The sequence below is a fragment of the Actinocorallia aurea genome (assembly GCF_054783995.1).
The window spans coordinates 34,722-53,585 of record NZ_BAAGPQ010000002.1 but is presented as its reverse complement, the minus strand read 5'-3'; the positions used below and the strand labels follow the sequence as shown (position 1 = coordinate 53,585).

The window sequence follows — 18,864 nt, the reverse complement described above, 5'->3', positions numbered from 1 at the left end:
AGGGATCGCGCGGAGGGAATCCGTAGTCAAATGAGACCATGACCCCCGTCGAACCCCCCCGACCGGAGAATTTCTGGAGCAGTCTCGACGCCCCCGCGCGCGAGGTGCTCCTGCGCGGCGGCCGCGTGCGCTCCTATCCGACCGGGGCGCACCTGCTGCTCCAGGGCGAACGCCCCGATCAGGTCCTGATCATCAAGAGCGGCTGGGCGAAGGTCGCCGTCGGCGATCCCGAAGGCCGTGAAGTCGTCATCGCCGTGCGCGGGCCCGGCGAACTGGTCGGCGAGACCGGCCTGCTGAACGACTCGCCTCGCACCGCGACCCTGACCGCCCTGCACGCGGTCACGGCCCTGTCCGTCACCCGCGCCCGGTTCGCCACGTTCCTCGGCGACCACCCCCAGGCCTGGCCGCTCATCTACCGGACGGCCAGCCGCAGGCTCGCGCAGTCCGACGGCAGGATCGTCGCGCTCGGCAGCCTCGACGGCGCGGCGCGCCTGGCCCGCCTCATGCTCAACCTGGCCGAGGAGAGCGGCACCCCCGAGGAGGGCGGCGTGCGCCTGCCGCCGCTGTCCCAGGAGGAGCTGGGGAGCTGCGTGGACGCCTCCCGCGAGACCGTCGCCCGCGCGCTGCGCGACTGGCGCCAGAAGGGCCTCATCAGGACCCGCTGGCGCAAGATCGTCCTCATGGACTCCGAAGGGCTGCGCAAACTGCTCGGGGAGGGCTGAACCGGTCGGGCGGCGCGACACGCGCCCGTTTTGTTCTTGGTTGCTCTTGCGCCTCGGGTTACGCTCGGCGGCATGGCCTCACGTGCGTCCGGAGGTACGCGGAACTCCTCGCGTGGCGGGTCCCCGGGGCCCGCCGGCAAAACCCCCGCAGCACGCCGCCCCGCGAAGGCGTCCCACACGGGCAGGCGGCAGCCGCCCCGCAAGAAGGCGCCCGAGCCCCGGCGCGGCCCGGGGCCGCTCAGCAGGCTCTTCCTCGGCTTCTTCCGGATGCTCGCCTCGTTCTGGATGCTGGTCGCCAGGGGGGTCGGCTCCATGTTCCGAGCCTACGGAGACGGAGCGCGCGAACTGGAACCCGAACACCGCAGGGACGGGGCGGGCCTCGGCCTGCTCGGCGTCGCCATCGTCTTCGCCTCGGTCACCTGGTGGACGCCGCACGGCTGGTTCACCGAGGTCCTGGAAATGATCACGCGCGGCGGCCTGGGCAAGTTCGCGATGGCCCTGCCGCTCCTGCTCGCCTTCCTCGCCTGGAGCACGCTGCGCCACCCCGAGCGGCACGAGGACGCGGGCCGCATCGCCATCGGGTGCAGCGCCCTGTTCCTCGGCATCGCCGGGGTCGTCCACATCGCCTCGGGCAGCCCCGCGCCCTCCGACATGGAGCACGTCCGCAAGGCGGGCGGCGTCCTCGGCTGGCTGGTGTCGGCGCCGCTGGAGACCCTGCTGTCGGCGTGGGTCGCGGTGCCGCTGCTGCTGCTCATCTCCTTCTTCGGGCTCCTCGTCGTCACCAAGACCCCGGTCCACCGCATCCCGGACCGCTTCGACGAGATGATGCGCCTCACCCTTCTGCGCGACCGGGGCGTCCCGGACGGGCCCGCCGACGGCGACGCCAAGGACCCCAAGAAGGGCAAGGGCGAAGGGGGAGGCCGCCGGAGCAGGCGCAAGAAGGACAGGGACAAGGAGCAGGACGGCGAGTTCGAGGTCGGGCAGCACACCCGGCCCTACGACACCCCCGTCGTCGAGCCGGACAAGTCGCGCAAGCGCCCACCGCTGTCGGACGAGATCTTCGGCGACGCGGAGCCGCCCGCGCCGGAGGCCGCGGCCGAGCCCCCCGCGATCGAGGCCCCGACCGTCCCCGACCCCACCCCGGCCCCCACGAGCGCCGAGCAGCTCAAGATCGGCCCGTCCGGCGAGGGCTACCAGCTGCCCGAGCCCGGGCTGCTCAAGTCCGGCTCGGCGATCAAACCGCGCACGAAGGCCAACGACGTCGTCGTGAGCGCCCTCACCGGGGTGCTGGAGCAGTTCGACGTGGACGCCCAGGTCACCGGCTTCACCCGGGGGCCGACGATCACCCGCTACGAGATCGAGCTGGGCCCGGCCGTCAAGGTCGAGAAGGTCATCGCGCTCACCAAGAACATCTCCTACGCGGTCAAGAGCCAGGACGTCCGGATCATCTCCCCGATCCCCGGCAAGTCGGCCATCGGCGTGGAGATCCCCAACACCGACAAGGACCTCGTGTCCCTCGGCGACGTGCTCCGCTCCCAGGTGGCCGCCGCCGACCAGCACCCGATGCTGGTGGGCCTCGGCAAGGACGTCGAGGGCCGCACCGTCGTGGCGAACCTCGCCAAGATGCCGCACATCCTCATCGCGGGCGCGACCGGCGCGGGCAAGTCGACCTGCATCAACGGCCTCATCAGCTCGATCCTCATGCGGTCGACGCCCGACGAGGTCAGGATGATCCTCGTCGACCCCAAACGGGTCGAACTCTCCTCGTACGCCGGCATCCCCCACCTGATCACGCCGATCATCACCAACCCCAAGAAGGCCGCGGAAGCGCTCGGCTGGGTCGTCGGCGAGATGGACCGGCGCTACGACGACCTCGCGGCGTCCGGCTTCCGGCACATCGACGACTTCAACAAGGCGGTCCGGGCGGGAAGGCTCACCGCGCCCCCCGGAAGCGAACGCGTCTACACGCCCTACCCGTACCTCCTCGTCATCGTCGACGAGCTGGCCGACCTCATGATGGTCGCCCCCCGCGACGTCGAGGACCACGTCGTCCGGATCACCCAGCTCGCCCGCGCCGCCGGCATCCACCTCGTGCTGGCCACCCAGCGGCCGTCCGTCGACGTCGTCACCGGCCTCATCAAGGCCAACGTGCCCTCGCGCCTGGCGTTCGCCACCTCGTCCCTCGCCGACTCCCGGGTCATCCTCGACCAGCCGGGCGCCGAGAAGCTCGTCGGGCAGGGTGACGCCCTGTTCCTGCCCATGGGCGCGTCAAAGCCGATGCGGCTGCAGAACGCCTACGTTTCCGAGAAGGAGATCGCGGGCATCGTCGCTCACTGCAAGGCCCAGATGGAAGCCGAGTACGCCGAAGACGTACAGGCCGACGCGGGACCCCGCAAGGAGATCGACGAGGAGATCGGCGATGACCTTCAACTGCTCGTCCAGGCGATCGAACTCGTGGTGTCCACGCAGTTCGGCTCGACCTCGATGCTCCAGCGCAAGCTCCGCGTCGGCTTCGCCAAGGCGGGTCGGCTCATGGACCTGATGGAGAGCCGGGGCATCGTCGGACCGTCGGAGGGCTCGAAGGCGCGGGACGTCCTCGTCAAGCCTGATGGACTCGCCGAAGTGCTGGCCTTGCTCAATTCGTGACTCGGAAACGGGGCCGATCCTTACGGAACGGCGTAGATCACGGTCCTAGACTGATCATGACAGCGTTCGCGGTGGAGGTTCCTCATGAGCATCGGTGAAGTCCTGAGTCAGGCACGGCGTGATTCGGGTCTCACCGTCATGCACGTCGCCGAGCGGACCAGGATCCGGGAGACCGTGATCCGCAGCATCGAGCAGGACGACTACTCGATGTGCGGGGGCAACTTCTACGCCCGCGGCCACATCCGCAGCATCGCCCGGGTGCTCGGGGTGGACCCCGAACCCCTGATCCGCGAGTACGACGACACCCATGGCGGCGCGCCCGGCGTGACGGCCTCCGCGGCGATGGCCTTCGAGCCCGAGACGCCCCTGAAGTTCAAGGAGCGCCGCCAGACCAACTGGAGCGCCGCGATGGCCGCGGTGCTCGCTCTGGTGGCCGTGTGGGGCATCGTGCAGTTCTTCAGCGGCGATCAGGGGGAGAAGGCGGCCCCCGTCGTCGCCAAGGACACGGTGACCGCCGCGCCCGCCGCCGAGAAGACCCCGGGCCCCGACGCGGTGGCCGCCGTGCCCCCCGTCAAGAAGGGCCACGTGCTCGTCCAGATCCGCGCGACGGCACAGTCGTGGGTGCGGGTCGAGCCGGTCGAGGGCGACAAGCTGTTCATGGGCACCCTCGCCAAGGGCAAGACCGGGAGCTGGACGGGCAAGAAGGTCGGGATCACGCTCGGCAACGCCGGGGGAGTCGTCCTCACCGTCAACGGCAAGGACCTCGGCGTGCCGGGCAAGGACGGCCAGGTCGTCCGCCTGTTCTTCGACGGGGACAAGCTCGGCGCCTCCTGAGTCACGGGTGGGGTGTCGGGGCCACTACCTTTAGAGGCATGCCCGAGCCCCGCACCGTCTCCCTTGTCACCCTCGGTTGCGCCCGCAACGAGACAGACTCCGAAGAACTCGCCGCCCGCCTCGAGGCGTCAGGATGGCGGCTCCAGGAGGGGTCCGAGGCTGCCGACGTCGTCCTGGTGAACACCTGCGGGTTCATCGACGCCGCCAAGAAGGACTCGATCGACACCCTGCTCGCCGCGCACGACACCGGCGCCAAGGTCGTCGCGGCGGGGTGCATGGCCGAGCGGTACGGCGCGGAACTGGCGGACGCGCTGCCCGAGGCGAACGCGGTGATCGGCTTCGACGACTACGCCTCGATCGGCGAGCGCCTCGACGACGTCGTGGAGGGCCGCGCGCTGACCGCGCACAAGCCCCGCGACCGCCGCACCCTGCTGCCGATCACCCCCGTGGCGCGCTCTGCCGCCCACGTGCACGTGCCGGGGCACGGGGAGCCCGCCGACCTTCCCGCGGGCCTCGCGCCCGCGTCCGGCCCGCGCGTCCTGCGCAAGCGCCTGGGCGGCGGCCCGGTGGCCCCGCTGAAGCTCGCGTCCGGCTGCGACCGCCGCTGCGCCTTCTGCGCGATCCCCGCCTTCCGCGGCTCGTACGTCTCGCGCAAGCCCGAGGAGATCCTCGCCGAGGCCGAGTGGCTCGCCTCCCACGACGTCCGGGAGATCGTCCTGGTCAGCGAGAACTCGACCTCCTACGGCAAGGACCTCGGCGACCTCAGGGCGCTGGAGAAGCTGCTGCCCCGGCTGACCCAGGTGATGGACATCGTCCGCGTCAGCTACCTCCAGCCCGCCGAGTTGAGGCCCGGCCTCCTGGAGGTCATCGCGAGCACCCCCGGCGTCGTGCCCTACTTCGACCTGTCCTTCCAGCACGCGTCAGGCCCCGTCCTGCGCCGCATGCGCCGCTTCGGCGACCCGGTCAGGTTCCTCGACCTCCTCGCCCAGATCCGGACGCTCGCGCCGGAGGCCGGCGTGCGGTCGAACTTCATCGTCGGTTTCCCCGGCGAGACCGAGGCGGAGTTCGCCGAGCTGACCGGCTTCCTGGAGGCCGCCCGGCTGGACGCGATCGGCGTCTTCGGCTATTCCGACGAGGACGGCACCGAGGCCGCGACCTTCGACGGCAAGCTCGACCCCGAGGAGGTCGACGAGCGGCTGGCCGAGGCGAGCGCGCTCGCCGAGGAGCTGACGGCCCAGCGCGCGGAGGAGCGGATCGGCACCGAGATCGCGGTCCTGGTCGAGCGCGAGACCGAACCCGGCGTCTGGGAAGGGCGCGGCTTCCACCAGGCCCCCGAGGTCGACGGCGCCACCACGGTCCGCGGAGCGGGCCTGGCCGTCGGCGACCTCGTCACCGCGGTGATCACCGACACCGAGGGCGTCGACCTGTACGGCGACCTCGTCTCCGGAGCAGAGGGCCCGCGTCCGTGACCTCGCAGGACCGTCGGGTGAGCACGCTCAACCCCGCCAACGTGCTGACGGTGCTGCGCATCGCGCTCGTCCCCCCGTTCTTCGCCATCCTCGTCCTCACCGAGGGCACCGGCTGGCGGCTCACCGCGCTCGCGCTGTTCGTCGTCGCGGCGTTCACCGACTACGCCGACGGCAGGATCGCGCGCAGCCGCAAGGAGATCACCACCTTCGGCAAGATCGTCGACCCGATCGCCGACAAGCTGCTCACCGGCGCGGCCCTCGTCGGGCTGTCCATGAACGACGAGCTGACCTGGTGGGCGACCTGGATCATCCTCGCGCGGGAGATCCCGGTGACGGTCCACCGGCTGTTCCTGCTGCGGAGCGACGTCGTCGTGGCGGCGGAGAAGCTCGGCAAATACAAGGCGGCGATCCAGATGCTGGCGATCTTCGTCTACCTGCTGCCGGTCCGGCTCGACCCGCTCAACGGCATCCTCATGGCGGTCGCCGTCGTCATGACCGTCGTCTCGGGCCTGGAGTACCTGAACGCAAGGCGGCGCGCGGCACTAGGCTGAGTCGGGTGCGCGTTGAACTGCTGACCGTCGGGGACGAACTGCTCATCGGCGACATCGTCAACTCCAACGCCGCGTGGATGGGCGAGGAGCTCACCCGCGCGGGCGTTCGGGTCGTCCGCTCGACCGTCGTCGGCGACACCCTCGACGCCATCGGGGAGGCCGTCATGGCGGCCCTCGACCGGGCCGACGCCCTGATCGTCACCGGAGGGCTCGGCCCGACCAACGACGACCTCACCCGCGACGCCCTCGCGCGCCTCGCCGGAGTCGGGCTGGTGCGCGATCCGCAGACCGAGGAGGCGATCCGCGAGCGCAGCACCCGGTACGGCGTGCGGCTGCGCTCCTCGGCCCTGCGCATGGCGGACCTCCCCGCGGGGTCGGTGCGGCTGCCCAACCCGGTGGGGACGGCGCCCGGCATCCGGATGGAGTTCGCCGGCAAGCCCGTCTACGCGCTGCCCGGGGTGCCGTTCGAGATGCGCGCGATCATGACCGAGACGGTCCTGCCGGAGCTGCGCGGCCCGGCCGCCCCCGCCGTGCTGACGCTGCGCACAGCGGGCGTCTGGGAGACGGTGCTGGCCGGGCGCCTGGCGCCGGTGGAGCGGATGGACGGGGTGGCGCTGGCCTATCTGCCGAACCCGGCCCGGGTGGACGTGCGGATCACCGCGGACTCCCCGGAACTGCTCAAGGCCGCGGTGGACAAGGCACGCGACCTGCTCGGCCAGTCCGTCTACGCCGAAGGCCGGGTGGACACCCTCGCCGCGTCGGTCCTCGATCTCCTGCTCGGGCGCGGCGAGACCGTCGCGGTCGCCGAGAGCCTCACCGGCGGCCTGCTGGGCGCTGAGCTGACGGCCCCGGCAGGCTCCTCCGCGGTCTTCCGGGGCGGCGTCACGGCCTATGCGACCCCGCTGAAGGCCGCGCTGCTGGGCGTCCCGGAGGGCCTGCTCGCCGAGCGCGGCGCGGTCGACCCGGACGTCGCGATCGCGATGGCCGAGGGCGTGCGGGACAGGCTCGGCGCGACCCGCGGCCTTGCCGTCACCGGCGTCGCGGGACCCGACCCCCAGGACGGCAAACCGGTGGGGACGGTGCATATCGGGGTGTGCGGTCCCGAAGGTTCTCGATCCTTCACACCGACCCTGACTTTGCCTTCGGATGGGTCACGGGCCCGTTCCTTGGTCCGTGAGATGACGGTGGTTCACGCTCTCGACCTGCTTCGACACGAAGTTTTGAGGGTTGCGATGATCCGCGAGTGGGAACAGGATCAGGAAGATCTGGAAGGTTTGCGCTGAATAAGGCGTTACGTTCGCAGCGAACACGATTTCCTTGCTCTGCCAAGCTCAGGGTGGAGACGGGTACGGTGGAACAGTCAGATGGTCCGCACGATGGGGAGGGAGCGAGCGATGGTCCTGCTTCGCCAGCTGCTGGGTGACGTTCTGCGGCAGCTCCGGCTGCGCCAGGGTCGCACCCTCCGCGAGGTGTCCGCCGCGGCCCGGGTGTCGTTGGGATATCTCTCTGAGGTGGAGCGCGGTCAGAAGGAAGCGTCTTCTGAGCTGCTCGCGGCGATCTGCAAGGCGCTGGGCGTGCCGTTGTCGCACGTCCTGCGAGAAGTGTCCGATCTACTCGCGCTCGCGGAACTCCAGGCGGAACCGGTCATGGCCGGCGCCCCTCACGAGCGCATCTCCGAGACCATCCCGGCCTCTCCGGTACCCGATTCGCCCGAAGCGATCGCCGGCGACGCCTTCCGGGGGGACATGGTCGCGGCCTGACGCGACTGATGTGCGCTGCGCGACCGACCGCGCGGTGCACCTGACTGCTGGATGATCGGCGCCTTCAGGGCGCTCCGACTCGCGGTGGGCCCCGCGGGCATATGAAGGGGCCCACCGGCGTTGTAGGGACCAAGCAAGGACGCAAAGGTCTCCACAGCACACAGGAGGATCCAGATGGCCGCCGTGAGCAGTCCGCTGTCCGAGGACGTCCAGCGAGCTGCCGGCCGGGCCCTGCAAGGAGCCCTGGTCGACCTCATCGACCTGTCACTGACCGCCAAGCAGGCCCACTGGAACGTCAGCGGGCGCACTTTCAAGACCGTTCACGAGCACCTCGACGAAGTCGTCGCCACCGTGCGCGAGGCGGCCGACTCCGTCGCGGAGCGCGCCATGATGATCGGGGTCCACCCCGACGGGCGCGTCAGGACCGTCGCCGACGGCACGGTCCTCGCCGAACTCCCGTCCGGTGAGATCCCCGAGGACAAGGCGGTGTCCGCGATCACCGAGCTCCTCGCCACCGCCATCGCGCGGTTCCGCGAGCGGATCAACGAGACCGAGGACGAGCCGGTCACCCAGGACCTGCTCATCGGCATCACCGCGGAGCTGGAGAAGCACCACTGGATGTTCGCCGTCCAGCGCTGACCTTCCTGGAAAGCCCCGCACCGGAGGTGGCGCAGCACCTCCGACAGGGCCGCGTCCCGATTCCCGACGGGACGCGGCTTTTTCGTCCCCAGGAGGCCCGCTGAGGGTCTGTGGGGCGTTCGCGCCCGGGAGGGGCTGCTCGGCTCGCTCAGGCGCTTCAGGGCCGCGATGGGCGGCCAGGAGAGGGAACTGCCGGAACGTGTCCTCGCCGCTGCGGGACGGCGGCGGGTTCGGAACGAGAGAAAGCCCCCGCGGGCGTCATGCCGGCGGGGGCTTCGCTGTGACGGGGCGGCTCAGAGGCCGCGGGGTCAGCTGAAGGTCGGGCTGTTCCAGGCGGCGGGGTCGGACGTGAGGCGCTGGACCATCTCGGGAAGGTCGCCCGAGGCGATGTGGTCCAGCGTGACCTCCTCCAGGATGGCGCGCTCGCTCGCGCGCAGCGCGATCCACACCTCCTGCAGGGCCCGGGCCGCGCCGCTGTAGCCGACGTCCTCGGGCCGCTCGCCGCGCACGCCGAGCAGCGGGCCGTCGATCGCCCGGATGATGTCGGCGAGGGCGATCTGGGAGGCAGGCTTGGCCAGCCAGTAGCCACCGTCCGGACCGCGCTGGCTCCGGATGATGCCGGAACGCCGAAGCTGCCCCAGAATGTTCTCCAGGAACTTGGGCGGGATCGCCTGCGTCTCCGCGAGCTGGACGGCCGTCACCGGGTGGCCGCCCGTCGAGGACTCGGCCGCGGCGGCCAGCTCCGAGGCGGCGCGCAACGCGTAATCAACCCTGGCAGACAGTCGCATGTCCCAAGTATCCCCTGTGCCAGGGGCTGGTTTCACCACCACCCCGGTAGAGCAGCCTTGATAGACCGATTCGAGCGGAGAACTCGACTCGGTCACCGCACCGCGCACGAACCGTGATCGGGAAGAGATCATTTCCGTGTTCCGGCTGCGGGAGGGTTGATCGTCGGCGCTGGGGGCCGCGGCGCTGGCGGTGCGGTCCCTCCCGTCCTTAAACTAGTAACAAACTTTACTGAGGGATACGGCGCGGACCGTGGATGACGAGGTGGGCCTGATGGCGAGAAGGCCGGGAACCCCCCGCCTGCTGCGCGAACTCAACGACCGGGCCGCGCTGGAACTCCTCATCGGCGAGGGTCCGCTGACCCGCGCGCAGATCGGAGACCGCACCGGGCTGTCCAAGGTGACCGCCTCCCAACTCCTCGGCAGACTCGAAGAGCGCGGGCTCGTCCAGGTCGTCGGGGAACAGGCCGGAGGGCGCGGACCCAACGCCGCGCTCTACGCCGTCGTACCATCCGCGGCCTTCGTAGCGGGCATCGAAGTCGGGCCTGAAGCGGTCATCGCGGGCATCGCCGATATCACCGGGGAAGAGCGCGCCCGGGCCACCGTCGCCCTCGACGACGGCGCCGATCCCGTGCGGAGCGTGCACGCCGCCGTCGCCAAAGCCTGCCGGACGGCCCGCGTCCCCGTGACGGATCTGCGCGCCTTCGTCATCGGCACCCCTGGAGTCGTCGACCCGCGCACCGGAGACGTCAGGTTCGCCTTCGACCTGCCCGCCTGGCACGAAGGCGTCCTCGACGCCTTGCGCCGCGAGCTGGGCAGCCCCGTCATCATCGAGAACGACGTCAACCTGGTCGCGGTCGCCGAACGGGCGCACGGCGCGGCCGAGGGCGTCGCCGACTTCGCGCTGGTGTGGATCGACCGCGGCCTCGGGCTCGCGGTGATGATGGGCGACCGGCTCCACCGGGGCGTGTCCGGCGGAGCGGGAGAGATCGGATACCTGCCGGTGCCGGGAGCGGCCCTGCCCGAGGGCGTCACCGAGTCCGTCACCTACGGGCAGCCCGCGCTCGCAGGCGGCTTCGGCTCGCTGGTGGGCGCGGACGCGGTCGCGGCGCTCGCCGCCGAGCACGGTCTGACCGCGAAGTCGGCGCTGGAGGCCGTCGCGGAGGCCGCCGCCGTCGACGAGGGCCCCGCTGCGGCCTTCCTCGACGCCCTGGCCACCCGCCTGGCCCTCGGCGTCGCCGCCGTCAACATCGTCCTGGACCTGGGTCTGGTCGTCGTCACCGGCGCCCTGGGGGCCGCCGGCGGCATCCCCCTGGCCCGCCGCGTCGAACAGGCCGCCGCCCGCATCTCCCCGACCCGTCCCCGCGTGGTCCCCGGCCGCATCACCCGCACCCCCGTCCTCCAGGGCGCCCTCCAAACCGCCGTGACCCACGCCCAAGAACAAGTCTTCTCCACCACCACCGACTGACCACCTACCCGCACCCCAGACACTCCCGCCGTCGCCCCGCGTCTTGGCGAGGTGCGTCCCTGCGGCGCGCGGCCGGCGCGGCGGCGGCGCGGGCCGCGGAGCGGCGGTGGTCGGCGAGGCGCACGTCGAGGCGGCGCAGCCGGGCGGCGGCGGGATGGCGCAGCAGCGCGTCGAACGGCGAAGGCCGTCCGCGGAGGGCGGACGGCCTGGGGATGGATGCGGGATCAGGCGTTCTGGGGCGCCGGCTGCTCGATGGGGACGGAGGCCGCGGCCTTCGTCCGGCGCGGGTCGGTCTGGGCGCGGTCGCGGACGGTCCGGGAGATGGTGCGGAGCCTGCGGCGCCGGGCCTCGGCCCAGCGAGCGGTCGGTGTCATGCCGCCTCCCCGTGATCTTCGGCCGGGCGGGGTCCCGCCCGGAGAACTTCTACCCCTACCAGTTCACAGTGACAGAATCCGGTGCCCGTCTCATCAACCGCGAGAACGACTTTCGTGTCCCTCCGGCGGATGATCCGCGCTGGCACACCCCTACTGCCATCCAGTGATGGGCAACCGCCCTCCACACCGGAAGATTCCCAGTACCCGCCGGGAAAGTCGATCGAATTACCTCGGGTCAGCGGCGCAGCCGGTAGCCGCGCGGCGTCGGGACGAACCCCTCGGCCTCCAGGACGTCGGCGAGGGGGCTGTCCAGGATGGGCGTCCCGTCGGCCCGCTCCACGGTCAGCGACCCCAGCGCGCCCCCGCGGATCTCCGCGCCGAGCGCCGAGACCGCCGCGGGCAGCGCCGCGCGGTTCCAGGTCAGCAGGGTGCGGCCGCCTCGCTCGGCGTACAGCGTGAGCGTCCCGTCCACGATGACGACCAGGGCCCCCGCCTTGCGCCCGGGCCGATGCCCGCCCTCGGTCTCCGGCCAGGGCAGGGCGGCGCCGTAAGGGTTCGCCGGGTCCGTCGCCGCCAGCACGTCCGCCCGCCCGCCGGACGACGGGTGTGCTCCGCCGGAGCGCGGACCCGCGGAAGGCGGCGTCGCGGCGAACGGCTCGTGGAAGAGGTCGTCCGGGGCGCTCGGGTCTGCCGAGGCGGGGGAGCGCAGGGAGCGGAGGCGGTCGACCGCCCCGGGAAGGGCGAACTGTGCGGCGCCCAGGCCTTCGACGAAGTAGCCGCGCCGGCAGCGGGCGGACTCCTCGAACGCGCGCAGCACCGGATAGACCGCTGCGAAACCGCCCGGGGTGTGCTCGGCCGCGACCGCGCCGCGCAGGACGATCCCGTAGCGGTCGAGGAGCGTCTCGGCGAGGGCGTGCGCGCGGCGCGTCGGATCCGGGACGGGCGCGGGCGCGAGCCACCACCGGCCCGCCGCGGTGGGCGGGCCCGTGCGGCTCGGCAGCACCGGCCTGCCCCGCCGCGAGGAAGGGGCCCGGTGCGCGGGACGGCCGCCGCCGAGCGCCGCGCGCAGCGGCGCGAGGGTGTCGTTGGTGAGGCGCCCGGACCACACGAGATCCCACAGCACCTGGACGAGTTCGCGATCATCGATCCGCGCGCTCGCCGAAGGCTCCGGGCCGTCTTCGCCGGAGCGCCCCGTCGGCCGGCCCGGGGAGTTGAGGCGGTCGGAAAGGGTGCGGAAGAACGGCGCGGACCCGTCGGACAGCAGATCGAGGACCGCCTCGTGGGCTGGGGTGAGCGTGAGTTCCAGCGGCTCGGGCAGCAGCAGCGGCGCGGTGTCGGCGAGGTAGAGGGAGATCCAGCCGTCGCCGCCGGGCAGCGCGCCGCGGCCGGTCCACAGCACCTCGCCCGACGAGGTGAGCTCGTCGAGCAGCGCCGGGCTGTACCCGCGGACGCGGGACGGCAGGATCAGGGTCTCCAGCGCCGACGCGGGCACCGCGGAGCCTTGCAGCCGCTCGATCGCGCCGACGACGGTGTCGATCCCGGAGTGCCGCGCGCCGACGCCCTGCCAGCGCGGCAGGAACCGGGCGAGGGCCTCCGGCGGCGACGGCTCGACCTCCGCGCGGAGCCTGGCCAGGGAGCGGCGGCGCAGCATCCGCAGCACGTCGGCGTCCACCCACTCGGTGCCCGAGACGTCGGGCGTGAACTCGCCCTCGACGACCTGCGGCAGCCTGCGCAGCGTCTCGGTGACGACGGCCGCGCCGAGCCCGTACCGCACCGCCGCCGAAGCCGCGCCGAACGGCACGTGGGTCCGGGCGTGCCGCAGCAGCAGCCCGCCGAGCGGATCGTCCGACGGTTCGAGGAACGCCTCGGGGATCCCCACGGGAAGCGGCGTCCCGAGGGCGTCCCGCAGCCTTCCCGCGTCCTCCACCGCCGCCCAGCGCTCCTCCCCGCCGACCCGCACCCGGATCACCCGCCGCTCGGCCTCCAGCCCGCCGAGCCAGCCCTCAGCCACCCGCCGAGCCTCCCCAAGCCGCACCCCGTCCTCTGCCACACCCCCTCGCGCCCCCTCCGACCCACCGCCCGCCCCCACTCCGCCTTCCCCGGCATCCTTCTCGGACGCACTCGGACCGGGCTCGGGAGGTTCGGGGAGGCGGATGCGGGCGGCGGTCTCCTCGGTGGTGAGGGGGCCGACGGCGCGCAGGAGGTCGGTGAGGGCGTCGGCGTCGCGGGCGCGGCGGGACGGGGTGCGGCGCTGCAGCTCCGCGGCGGCCTCGGCGAGGACCTCGGGGTCGAGGAGTTCGCGCAGGTCGGCCTGGCCGAGGAGGTCGGCCAGGAGCGAGGAGTCCAGGGAGAGGGCCTGGGCCTTGCGTTCGGCGAGGGGGGAGTCGCCCTCGTACATGAAGGCGGCGATGTAGCGGAACAGCAGGGACTGGGCGTAGGGCGAGGCCGTGGGGGTCTCGACCTCGGCCACCCGGGTGCGCCGCGCGGCGATGTCCTTCATCAGCGCGACGAGGCCGGGCACGTCGAAGACGTCCTGGAGGCATTCGCGCACGGTCTCCAGGATGATCGGGAAGGTCTCGTACTTGGCCGCGACCGCCAGGAGCTGTGCGGCGCGCTGGCGCTGCTGCCACAGCGGCATCCGCCGGTCGGGGCGGTGCCGCGGCAGCAGCAGCGAGCGGGCCGCGCACTCGCGGAACCGGGACGCGAACAGCGCCGAGGACCCCAGCTCGGCGATGACGATCCGCTCGATCTCCTCGGGGTCGAACACGCAGAGATCGGCCGAGGGCGGCGTGTCGGTGTCGGGCACCCGGAGCACGATGCCGTCGTCGGCGTGCATCGCCTGCGCGTCTCCGCCGTACCGTTCGCGCAGGCGGGCGCCGATGGCCAGCGCCCACGGCCCGTGCACCAGGGCCCCGTAGGGCGAGTGCAGGACGAGCCGCCAGTCGCCCAGCTCGTCGCGGAACCTCTCGACGACCAGGGTGCGGTCGTCCGGGACACGGCCCGTGGCCTCCTTCTGCTCGGCCAGATAGGACACGAGGTTGTCGGCGGCCCAAGGGTCGAGCCCCGCTTCGGCGGCCCGCTCCAGGGCGCGTTCGCGCGGCAGCGCCGCGAGGGCCCGGGTGAACCCGCCCAACGCGCGGCCCAGCTCGGCGGGGCGGCCGGGGGAGTCGCCGTGCCAGAACGGCAGCTTGCCCGGACGGCCCGGCGCGGGCGAGACCAGCACCCGGTCGGGCGTGATGTCCTCGATCCGCCACGAGCTGGCGCCGAGCACGAACACGTCGCCGACGCGCGACTCGTACACCATCTCCTCGTCCAGCTCGCCGACCCGCGAGGACTTCTCACCGACGAGGAAGACCCCGAACAGCCCCCGGTCGGGGATGGTGCCGCCGCTCACCACCGCGAGCCGCTGCGCGCCGCGCCGGCCCCGCAGCACGCCCGCCACCCGATCCCACACCAGGCGGGGGCGCAGTTCGCCGAACTCCTCACTGGGGTAGCGGCCCGCGAGCATGTCCAGGGTCGCCTCGTACACACCGCGGGTGAGCCCGGCGAAGGGCGCCGCCCGCTTGACGACGGCCTCCAGCTCGTCGACGTCCCACTCGTCCATCGCGACCATGGCGACGATGTGCTGGGCGAGGACGTCGAGGGGGTTGCGCGGGTACCGCAGCGCCTCGATCGCGCCCTCGCGCATCCGCTCGGCGACGACGGCGGTCTGCACCAGATCGCCCCGGTACTTCGGGAAGATCACGCCCCGGGACACCGCGCCCACCTGGTGCCCCGCCCTGCCGACGCGCTGGAGCCCGCCCGCAACCGACGGCGGCGACTCCACCTGGACGACGAGATCGACCGCGCCCATGTCGATGCCCAGCTCAAGGCTGGAGGTGGCGACCACCGCAGGCAGCCTTCCGCCCTTGAGGGCGTCCTCGATGGCGGCCCGCTCCTCCTTCGACACCGAGCCGTGGTGCGCCCGCGCGACCTCCACGGAACCGTCGTGGGCGACCCGCCTGACCAGGGCGTCGAGGCGGCGGGTCTTCTCCGGATCGGCGGGCGGGCCGCCGAGCGCCACGCCCCCGAAGTCGACCCTGCGCAGCCCTTCCGGCCCGGCCGCTTCGTCGGCCACCCAGCGGCCGCCGTCTTCGCGCCCTTCGTCGGCGGCCGCTTCGCCCGAAGGCTCCGCGTGGCCTTCGACGCCCCCAGACGGCTTCGGCTCGTCGGACTCGCCGGCTCCCTCCCCGGCCTCCTCGGCGGCGTCGAACGGGAGATTCCAGAGGTTCTCCAGATCGGCGGGCGAGGGACGGCGCTTCGTGGACCCCGCCTGGGCCATCATCGCGGCGGGGGAGTGGTCCTCCTCCAGTGGCCCGTACAGGTGCTCGGTGGCGAGCTCGTTCAGACGGGCGCACAGGCGCTCGGCGAGACGGCGGCTGTTGGCGAAGACGATGGTCGAGCGGTGGGCCGCGATGAGATCGAGGACCTCCTGCTCCACATGCGGCCAGATCGAGCGCTGCCGCGGATCCTCCCCGGACTGCGGCACCTCGCCCATGTCCTCGACGGGGACGACGACCCGCAGGTCGAAGGACTTCTCACTCGGCGGCTGCACCACCGTCGCCGGGCGGGCGCCGCCGAGGAACGCCGCGACCTCCTCCGGCGGCCGGACCGTCGCCGACAGGCCGATCCGCTGGGCCGGGCGCGGCAGCAGCGCGTCCAGGCGCTCCAGGGAGAGCGCCAGATGGGCGCCGCGCTTGGTGGCGGCGACCGCGTGCACCTCGTCGACGATCACCGTCTCGACGCCGCGCAGCGTCTCGCGCGCCCGTGAGGTGAGCATGAGGAACAGCGACTCGGGCGTGGTGATCAGGATGTCGGGCGGGCGGGTGAGCTGGCGGCGCCGCTCGTCGGCCGGGGTGTCGCCGGAGCGGATCGCCGCCCGGACGTCCGGCTCCGGCAGGCCGAGGCGGCGGGCGGCGTGCTTGATCCCGGTGAGCGGGGCCCGGAGGTTGCGCTCGACGTCGACCGCCAGCGCCTTCAGCGGCGAGACGTAAAGGACCCGGCAGCGGGCCTTGGGATCTTCCGGCGGCGGCTCGGCGGCCAGCCTGTCCAGCGACCAGAGGAACGCCGCGAGGGTCTTGCCGGAGCCGGTGGGCGCGACGACCAGGGTGTTCTCCCCGCGCGAGATCGCCCGCCACGCCCCCTGCTGGGCGGCGGTCGGCTCGTGGAAGGACCCGGCGAACCACTCCCGCGTGGCCGCCGAGAACCCCCCGGCCCCCGAACGTTCCGTCATGCCTCCATCCTGCCCCGGCCCACCGACAGAATGCGGCGGCGGGCCGGGGCGAGCGCCTCAGCGCACGCCGGTGAGGTGGCGGATCGCGGTGCCGTAGTGGCCCTCGTAGTCGGCGCCGTTGAAATAGAGCCTGCCGGAAGGAGCCGGGGCGAGCGCGATGATCTGGGTGATGCCCTTCGGCATGGGCACCGAGACCAGCTTCCCGTCCCGGTACCGCAGGAGGCTCTCCGGCCCGGAGACGTCGGCGGCCCAGAATCCGCCCTTCCCATCGGGGACGGGGGTCCCGACGGCGTTACGCCAGGTCCGTCCCCCGACGAGGCTCCACTTGGCTCCGTTCCAGCGCAGGATGCGGCTGACATCGGTCGGCGCGGTGTACCTGACGACGAGGAGGACGTTCTTCGGGCCGTTCACGATGAGTTCGGACGGCCGGCCCGTGGGGCACTCGGAGCGGGGCAGGCCGGGCCAGATCCGCTGGCAGTCCGCGGTCCCGATCCTCAGGAGCGAGCGCGGCGGCTGCCGGCGCCGCCACTGCGCGCCGACACGGCGGTAGACCGTGTTCTCGTCCGAGTCGACCTTCCCGCCCAGCGCCCATGAGTACGGCTTGCCGGGCTGCCCCGCGGGGCCGAGGCTGAGGCCCTTGACGGTCTTTCCGGTCCAGGCACCCTTGCGGTAGGTGAGGATGCGCGCGCCGCTCGCGCTGTAGACCGAGGTCTGCGCGGCCCCTCCGCCGAGCGCGATGACGTCCGACGGCCCGTTTTCGCCGAACGTCCGAACGGTCGACCAGCGGATGCCGTCCCAGTGGATGATGGCGTTGACGGTGTCCTCTCTGTCCCATTGCTTCCCGACGACCGCCCAGACGTCATCGGGCGCCGCGGAATCGGCGGACTCGATGAAGCCGCCCGCCAGCGGCAGCGGCACCGTGCGCCACTTCGCGCCGTTCCAGTGGCGCGCGACGGTCTTCGTGCCCCCCTCGGCGACGACGGAGAGGAAGGCCCACAGGCTCCGGTCGCCGACGGCGTGCAGGGACTGGACCCAGTCGATGGACGGGTCCTTCAGGATCGTCGTCCACTTGGGGGCGGCCTCGGCGGCCCCGGCGGGCAGCACGAGCAGCGTCGCGGCGGTGAGCGCGACCACGGTGCGGCCTCTCATCGGGCGAGCCTCCAGACGAAGTGGGTGTAGTCGTTCCCGTCGGCGGTCGGCCGGCCGCCGGAGATGAAGACGGTCCCGCGGGGACTGACGGACAGGGCGCCGAGTTCGATGCCCTTCGCCGGGAGGTCGTACTTCACGACCCGGCCCTTGCCCGTGACATGCAGGACATGGCTTTCGTTCCCGTCGGAGGAGGCCCCCGACCAGAAGCCGCCCGCTCCGTCGTCCACGGGGTCACCGATGAAGTAGCCCTGGTAGGTGCCGGTCAGCTTGCTCCAGCGCTCGCCGTTCCAGCGCAGGACGCGCCAGTTCTCGGTGGGCCAGTCGTCGGTGGCGGCGACGACGAGCACACGGCGGGAGGACTGGGCGAGCGTCAGGACGGGACGCATCGTCGCGGAGCAGCGGTAGGACTTGTTGGGCCGCTCCTCCAGGCAGGACGTGTTGTCGATCTTCAGTGCGGTGCCGGTCGGCTTGGCCTTCCAGCGGCGCCCGTCGAACCGGTAGAGCTTCGGGCTCTCCCACTCGCCGATGCCCCAGAGGTCGGTGGGCGACGTGCCCGAGGCGCCGTAGACGGCCCGGTCGGCGTAACTCTCCCGCCAGGTCTTCCCGTCGTAGAGCCACAGCCGCCCGCCGAAGAAACCCGCGGCCTTGCCGGACTTGAAGGGCAGGACGGGCCCGGCCGTGTAGGAGGAGTACTCGGGCAGCATCTTGGAGATCTTCCAGGCCTTGCCGTTCCAGTGCAGGAACGTCGCGTACCCGTAGGAGTCCACCCCGCTGTTCAGGCTCACCCACACGTCGCGGGACGAGGCCGCCGCGGGCTGCTCCACCGCGCCCTTCGCCTTCTTGGGCAGTGCGGACTTGCGCCACGTCTTGCCGTCCCAGTGCCAGGCCAGGGGGGTGATGTACCCGCCGTCCGGATACCGCCCGGCGAACCGCCAGACGTCCTTGTCGCCCACGGCCAGCAGAGCGCCCGTGTAGGACGTGCCGGTGTACAGCTTCTTCCACTGGTAGCCCGAGGCCTGCTCAGCCGCCTTCTCCGGCACGCCGCCCTCGGCCGCCTGCGCCACCGAACCCGCGCCGGCCGCCCCGGCGAGCAGTACTCCGGCGAGTCCCGCCGCCACCGCTCGCCGAACCCGTTCGCCCCGTCTTGGTCTCTCCACCCGGCAGCTCCCAGACATGATCGTCAAGTGACGCAGGA

Annotated in this window: 14 protein-coding genes; 9 read left to right on the top strand and 5 right to left on the bottom strand. The window is 72.4% G+C overall.

Annotated features, from left to right (window positions below; genetic code table 11):
* Window positions 1-38: 38 nt before the first annotated feature.
* The 8 genes from ACYVOM_RS00435 to ACYVOM_RS00400 all read left to right on the top strand — a co-directional run bounded on the left by ACYVOM_RS00435 (window position 39) and on the right by ACYVOM_RS00400 (window position 8,621).
* Window positions 39-722, top strand: coding sequence for a Crp/Fnr family transcriptional regulator (locus ACYVOM_RS00435; protein WP_460301149.1), 684 nt, complete (start codon window positions 39-41; stop codon window positions 720-722).
* 72 nt (window positions 723-794) lie between these two features.
* Window positions 795-3,368: a DNA translocase FtsK gene (locus ACYVOM_RS00430; RefSeq protein WP_460301148.1), complete on the top strand. Its 2,574-nt coding sequence runs from the start codon at window positions 795-797 to the stop codon at window positions 3,366-3,368.
* An 84-nt stretch (window positions 3,369-3,452) separates the two neighbouring features.
* Window positions 3,453-4,202, top strand: a complete 750-nt coding sequence (locus ACYVOM_RS00425; RefSeq protein WP_460301147.1) for a helix-turn-helix domain-containing protein — start codon at window positions 3,453-3,455, stop codon at window positions 4,200-4,202.
* A gap of 38 nt (window positions 4,203-4,240) precedes the next feature.
* The gene (gene rimO / locus ACYVOM_RS00420) at window positions 4,241-5,671 is read left to right on the top strand and encodes a 30S ribosomal protein S12 methylthiotransferase RimO (RefSeq protein WP_460301146.1); all 1,431 of its coding nucleotides are present in this window, start codon (window positions 4,241-4,243) and stop codon (window positions 5,669-5,671) included.
* A gap of 17 nt (window positions 5,672-5,688) precedes the next feature.
* Window positions 5,689-6,222, top strand: a complete 534-nt coding sequence (pgsA, locus tag ACYVOM_RS00415) for a CDP-diacylglycerol--glycerol-3-phosphate 3-phosphatidyltransferase (protein ID WP_460301145.1) — start codon at window positions 5,689-5,691, stop codon at window positions 6,220-6,222.
* A gap of 5 nt (window positions 6,223-6,227) precedes the next feature.
* Entirely contained in the window at window positions 6,228-7,505 is a 1,278-nt protein-coding gene (locus ACYVOM_RS00410) for a CinA family nicotinamide mononucleotide deamidase-related protein (protein ID WP_460301144.1), read from the top strand.
* 111 nt (window positions 7,506-7,616) lie between these two features.
* Window positions 7,617-7,982: a helix-turn-helix domain-containing protein gene (locus ACYVOM_RS00405; protein WP_460301143.1), complete on the top strand. Its 366-nt coding sequence runs from the start codon at window positions 7,617-7,619 to the stop codon at window positions 7,980-7,982.
* 174 nt (window positions 7,983-8,156) lie between these two features.
* A complete protein-coding gene (locus ACYVOM_RS00400; RefSeq protein ID WP_460301142.1) occupies window positions 8,157-8,621 on the top strand; it encodes a Dps family protein in 465 nt (154 codons plus the stop codon).
* 308 nt (window positions 8,622-8,929) lie between these two features.
* Here the strand turns inward: ACYVOM_RS00400 and ACYVOM_RS00395 are convergent, their stop codons facing one another.
* Entirely contained in the window at window positions 8,930-9,409 is a 480-nt protein-coding gene (locus tag ACYVOM_RS00395; RefSeq protein ID WP_460301141.1) for an RrF2 family transcriptional regulator, read from the bottom strand.
* A 271-nt stretch (window positions 9,410-9,680) separates the two neighbouring features.
* Here ACYVOM_RS00395 and ACYVOM_RS00390 point away from each other — a divergent pair, with 271 nt between their 5' ends.
* Window positions 9,681-10,874, top strand: coding sequence for an ROK family transcriptional regulator (locus tag ACYVOM_RS00390; RefSeq protein ID WP_460301140.1), 1,194 nt, complete (start codon window positions 9,681-9,683; stop codon window positions 10,872-10,874).
* Between the two features lie 224 nt (window positions 10,875-11,098).
* Here ACYVOM_RS00390 and ACYVOM_RS00385 read toward each other — a convergent pair whose 3' ends face one another.
* The 4 genes from ACYVOM_RS00385 to ACYVOM_RS00370 form a co-directional block, all read right to left on the bottom strand.
* The gene (locus ACYVOM_RS00385) at window positions 11,099-11,248 is read right to left on the bottom strand and encodes a hypothetical protein (protein ID WP_460301139.1); all 150 of its coding nucleotides are present in this window, start codon (window positions 11,246-11,248) and stop codon (window positions 11,099-11,101) included.
* Between the two features lie 235 nt (window positions 11,249-11,483).
* Window positions 11,484-16,520: an Lhr family helicase gene (locus ACYVOM_RS00380; RefSeq protein ID WP_460301138.1), complete on the bottom strand. Its 5,037-nt coding sequence runs from the start codon at window positions 16,518-16,520 to the stop codon at window positions 11,484-11,486.
* Between the two features lie 57 nt (window positions 16,521-16,577).
* The gene (locus tag ACYVOM_RS00375; RefSeq protein ID WP_460301137.1) at window positions 16,578-17,669 is read right to left on the bottom strand and encodes a hypothetical protein; all 1,092 of its coding nucleotides are present in this window, start codon (window positions 17,667-17,669) and stop codon (window positions 16,578-16,580) included.
* The gene (locus tag ACYVOM_RS00370) at window positions 17,666-18,787 is read right to left on the bottom strand and encodes a hypothetical protein (RefSeq protein ID WP_460301136.1); all 1,122 of its coding nucleotides are present in this window, start codon (window positions 18,785-18,787) and stop codon (window positions 17,666-17,668) included. The genes ACYVOM_RS00375 and ACYVOM_RS00370 overlap by 4 nt, the downstream gene beginning before the upstream one ends.
* Between the last annotated feature and the right edge of the window lie 77 nt (window positions 18,788-18,864).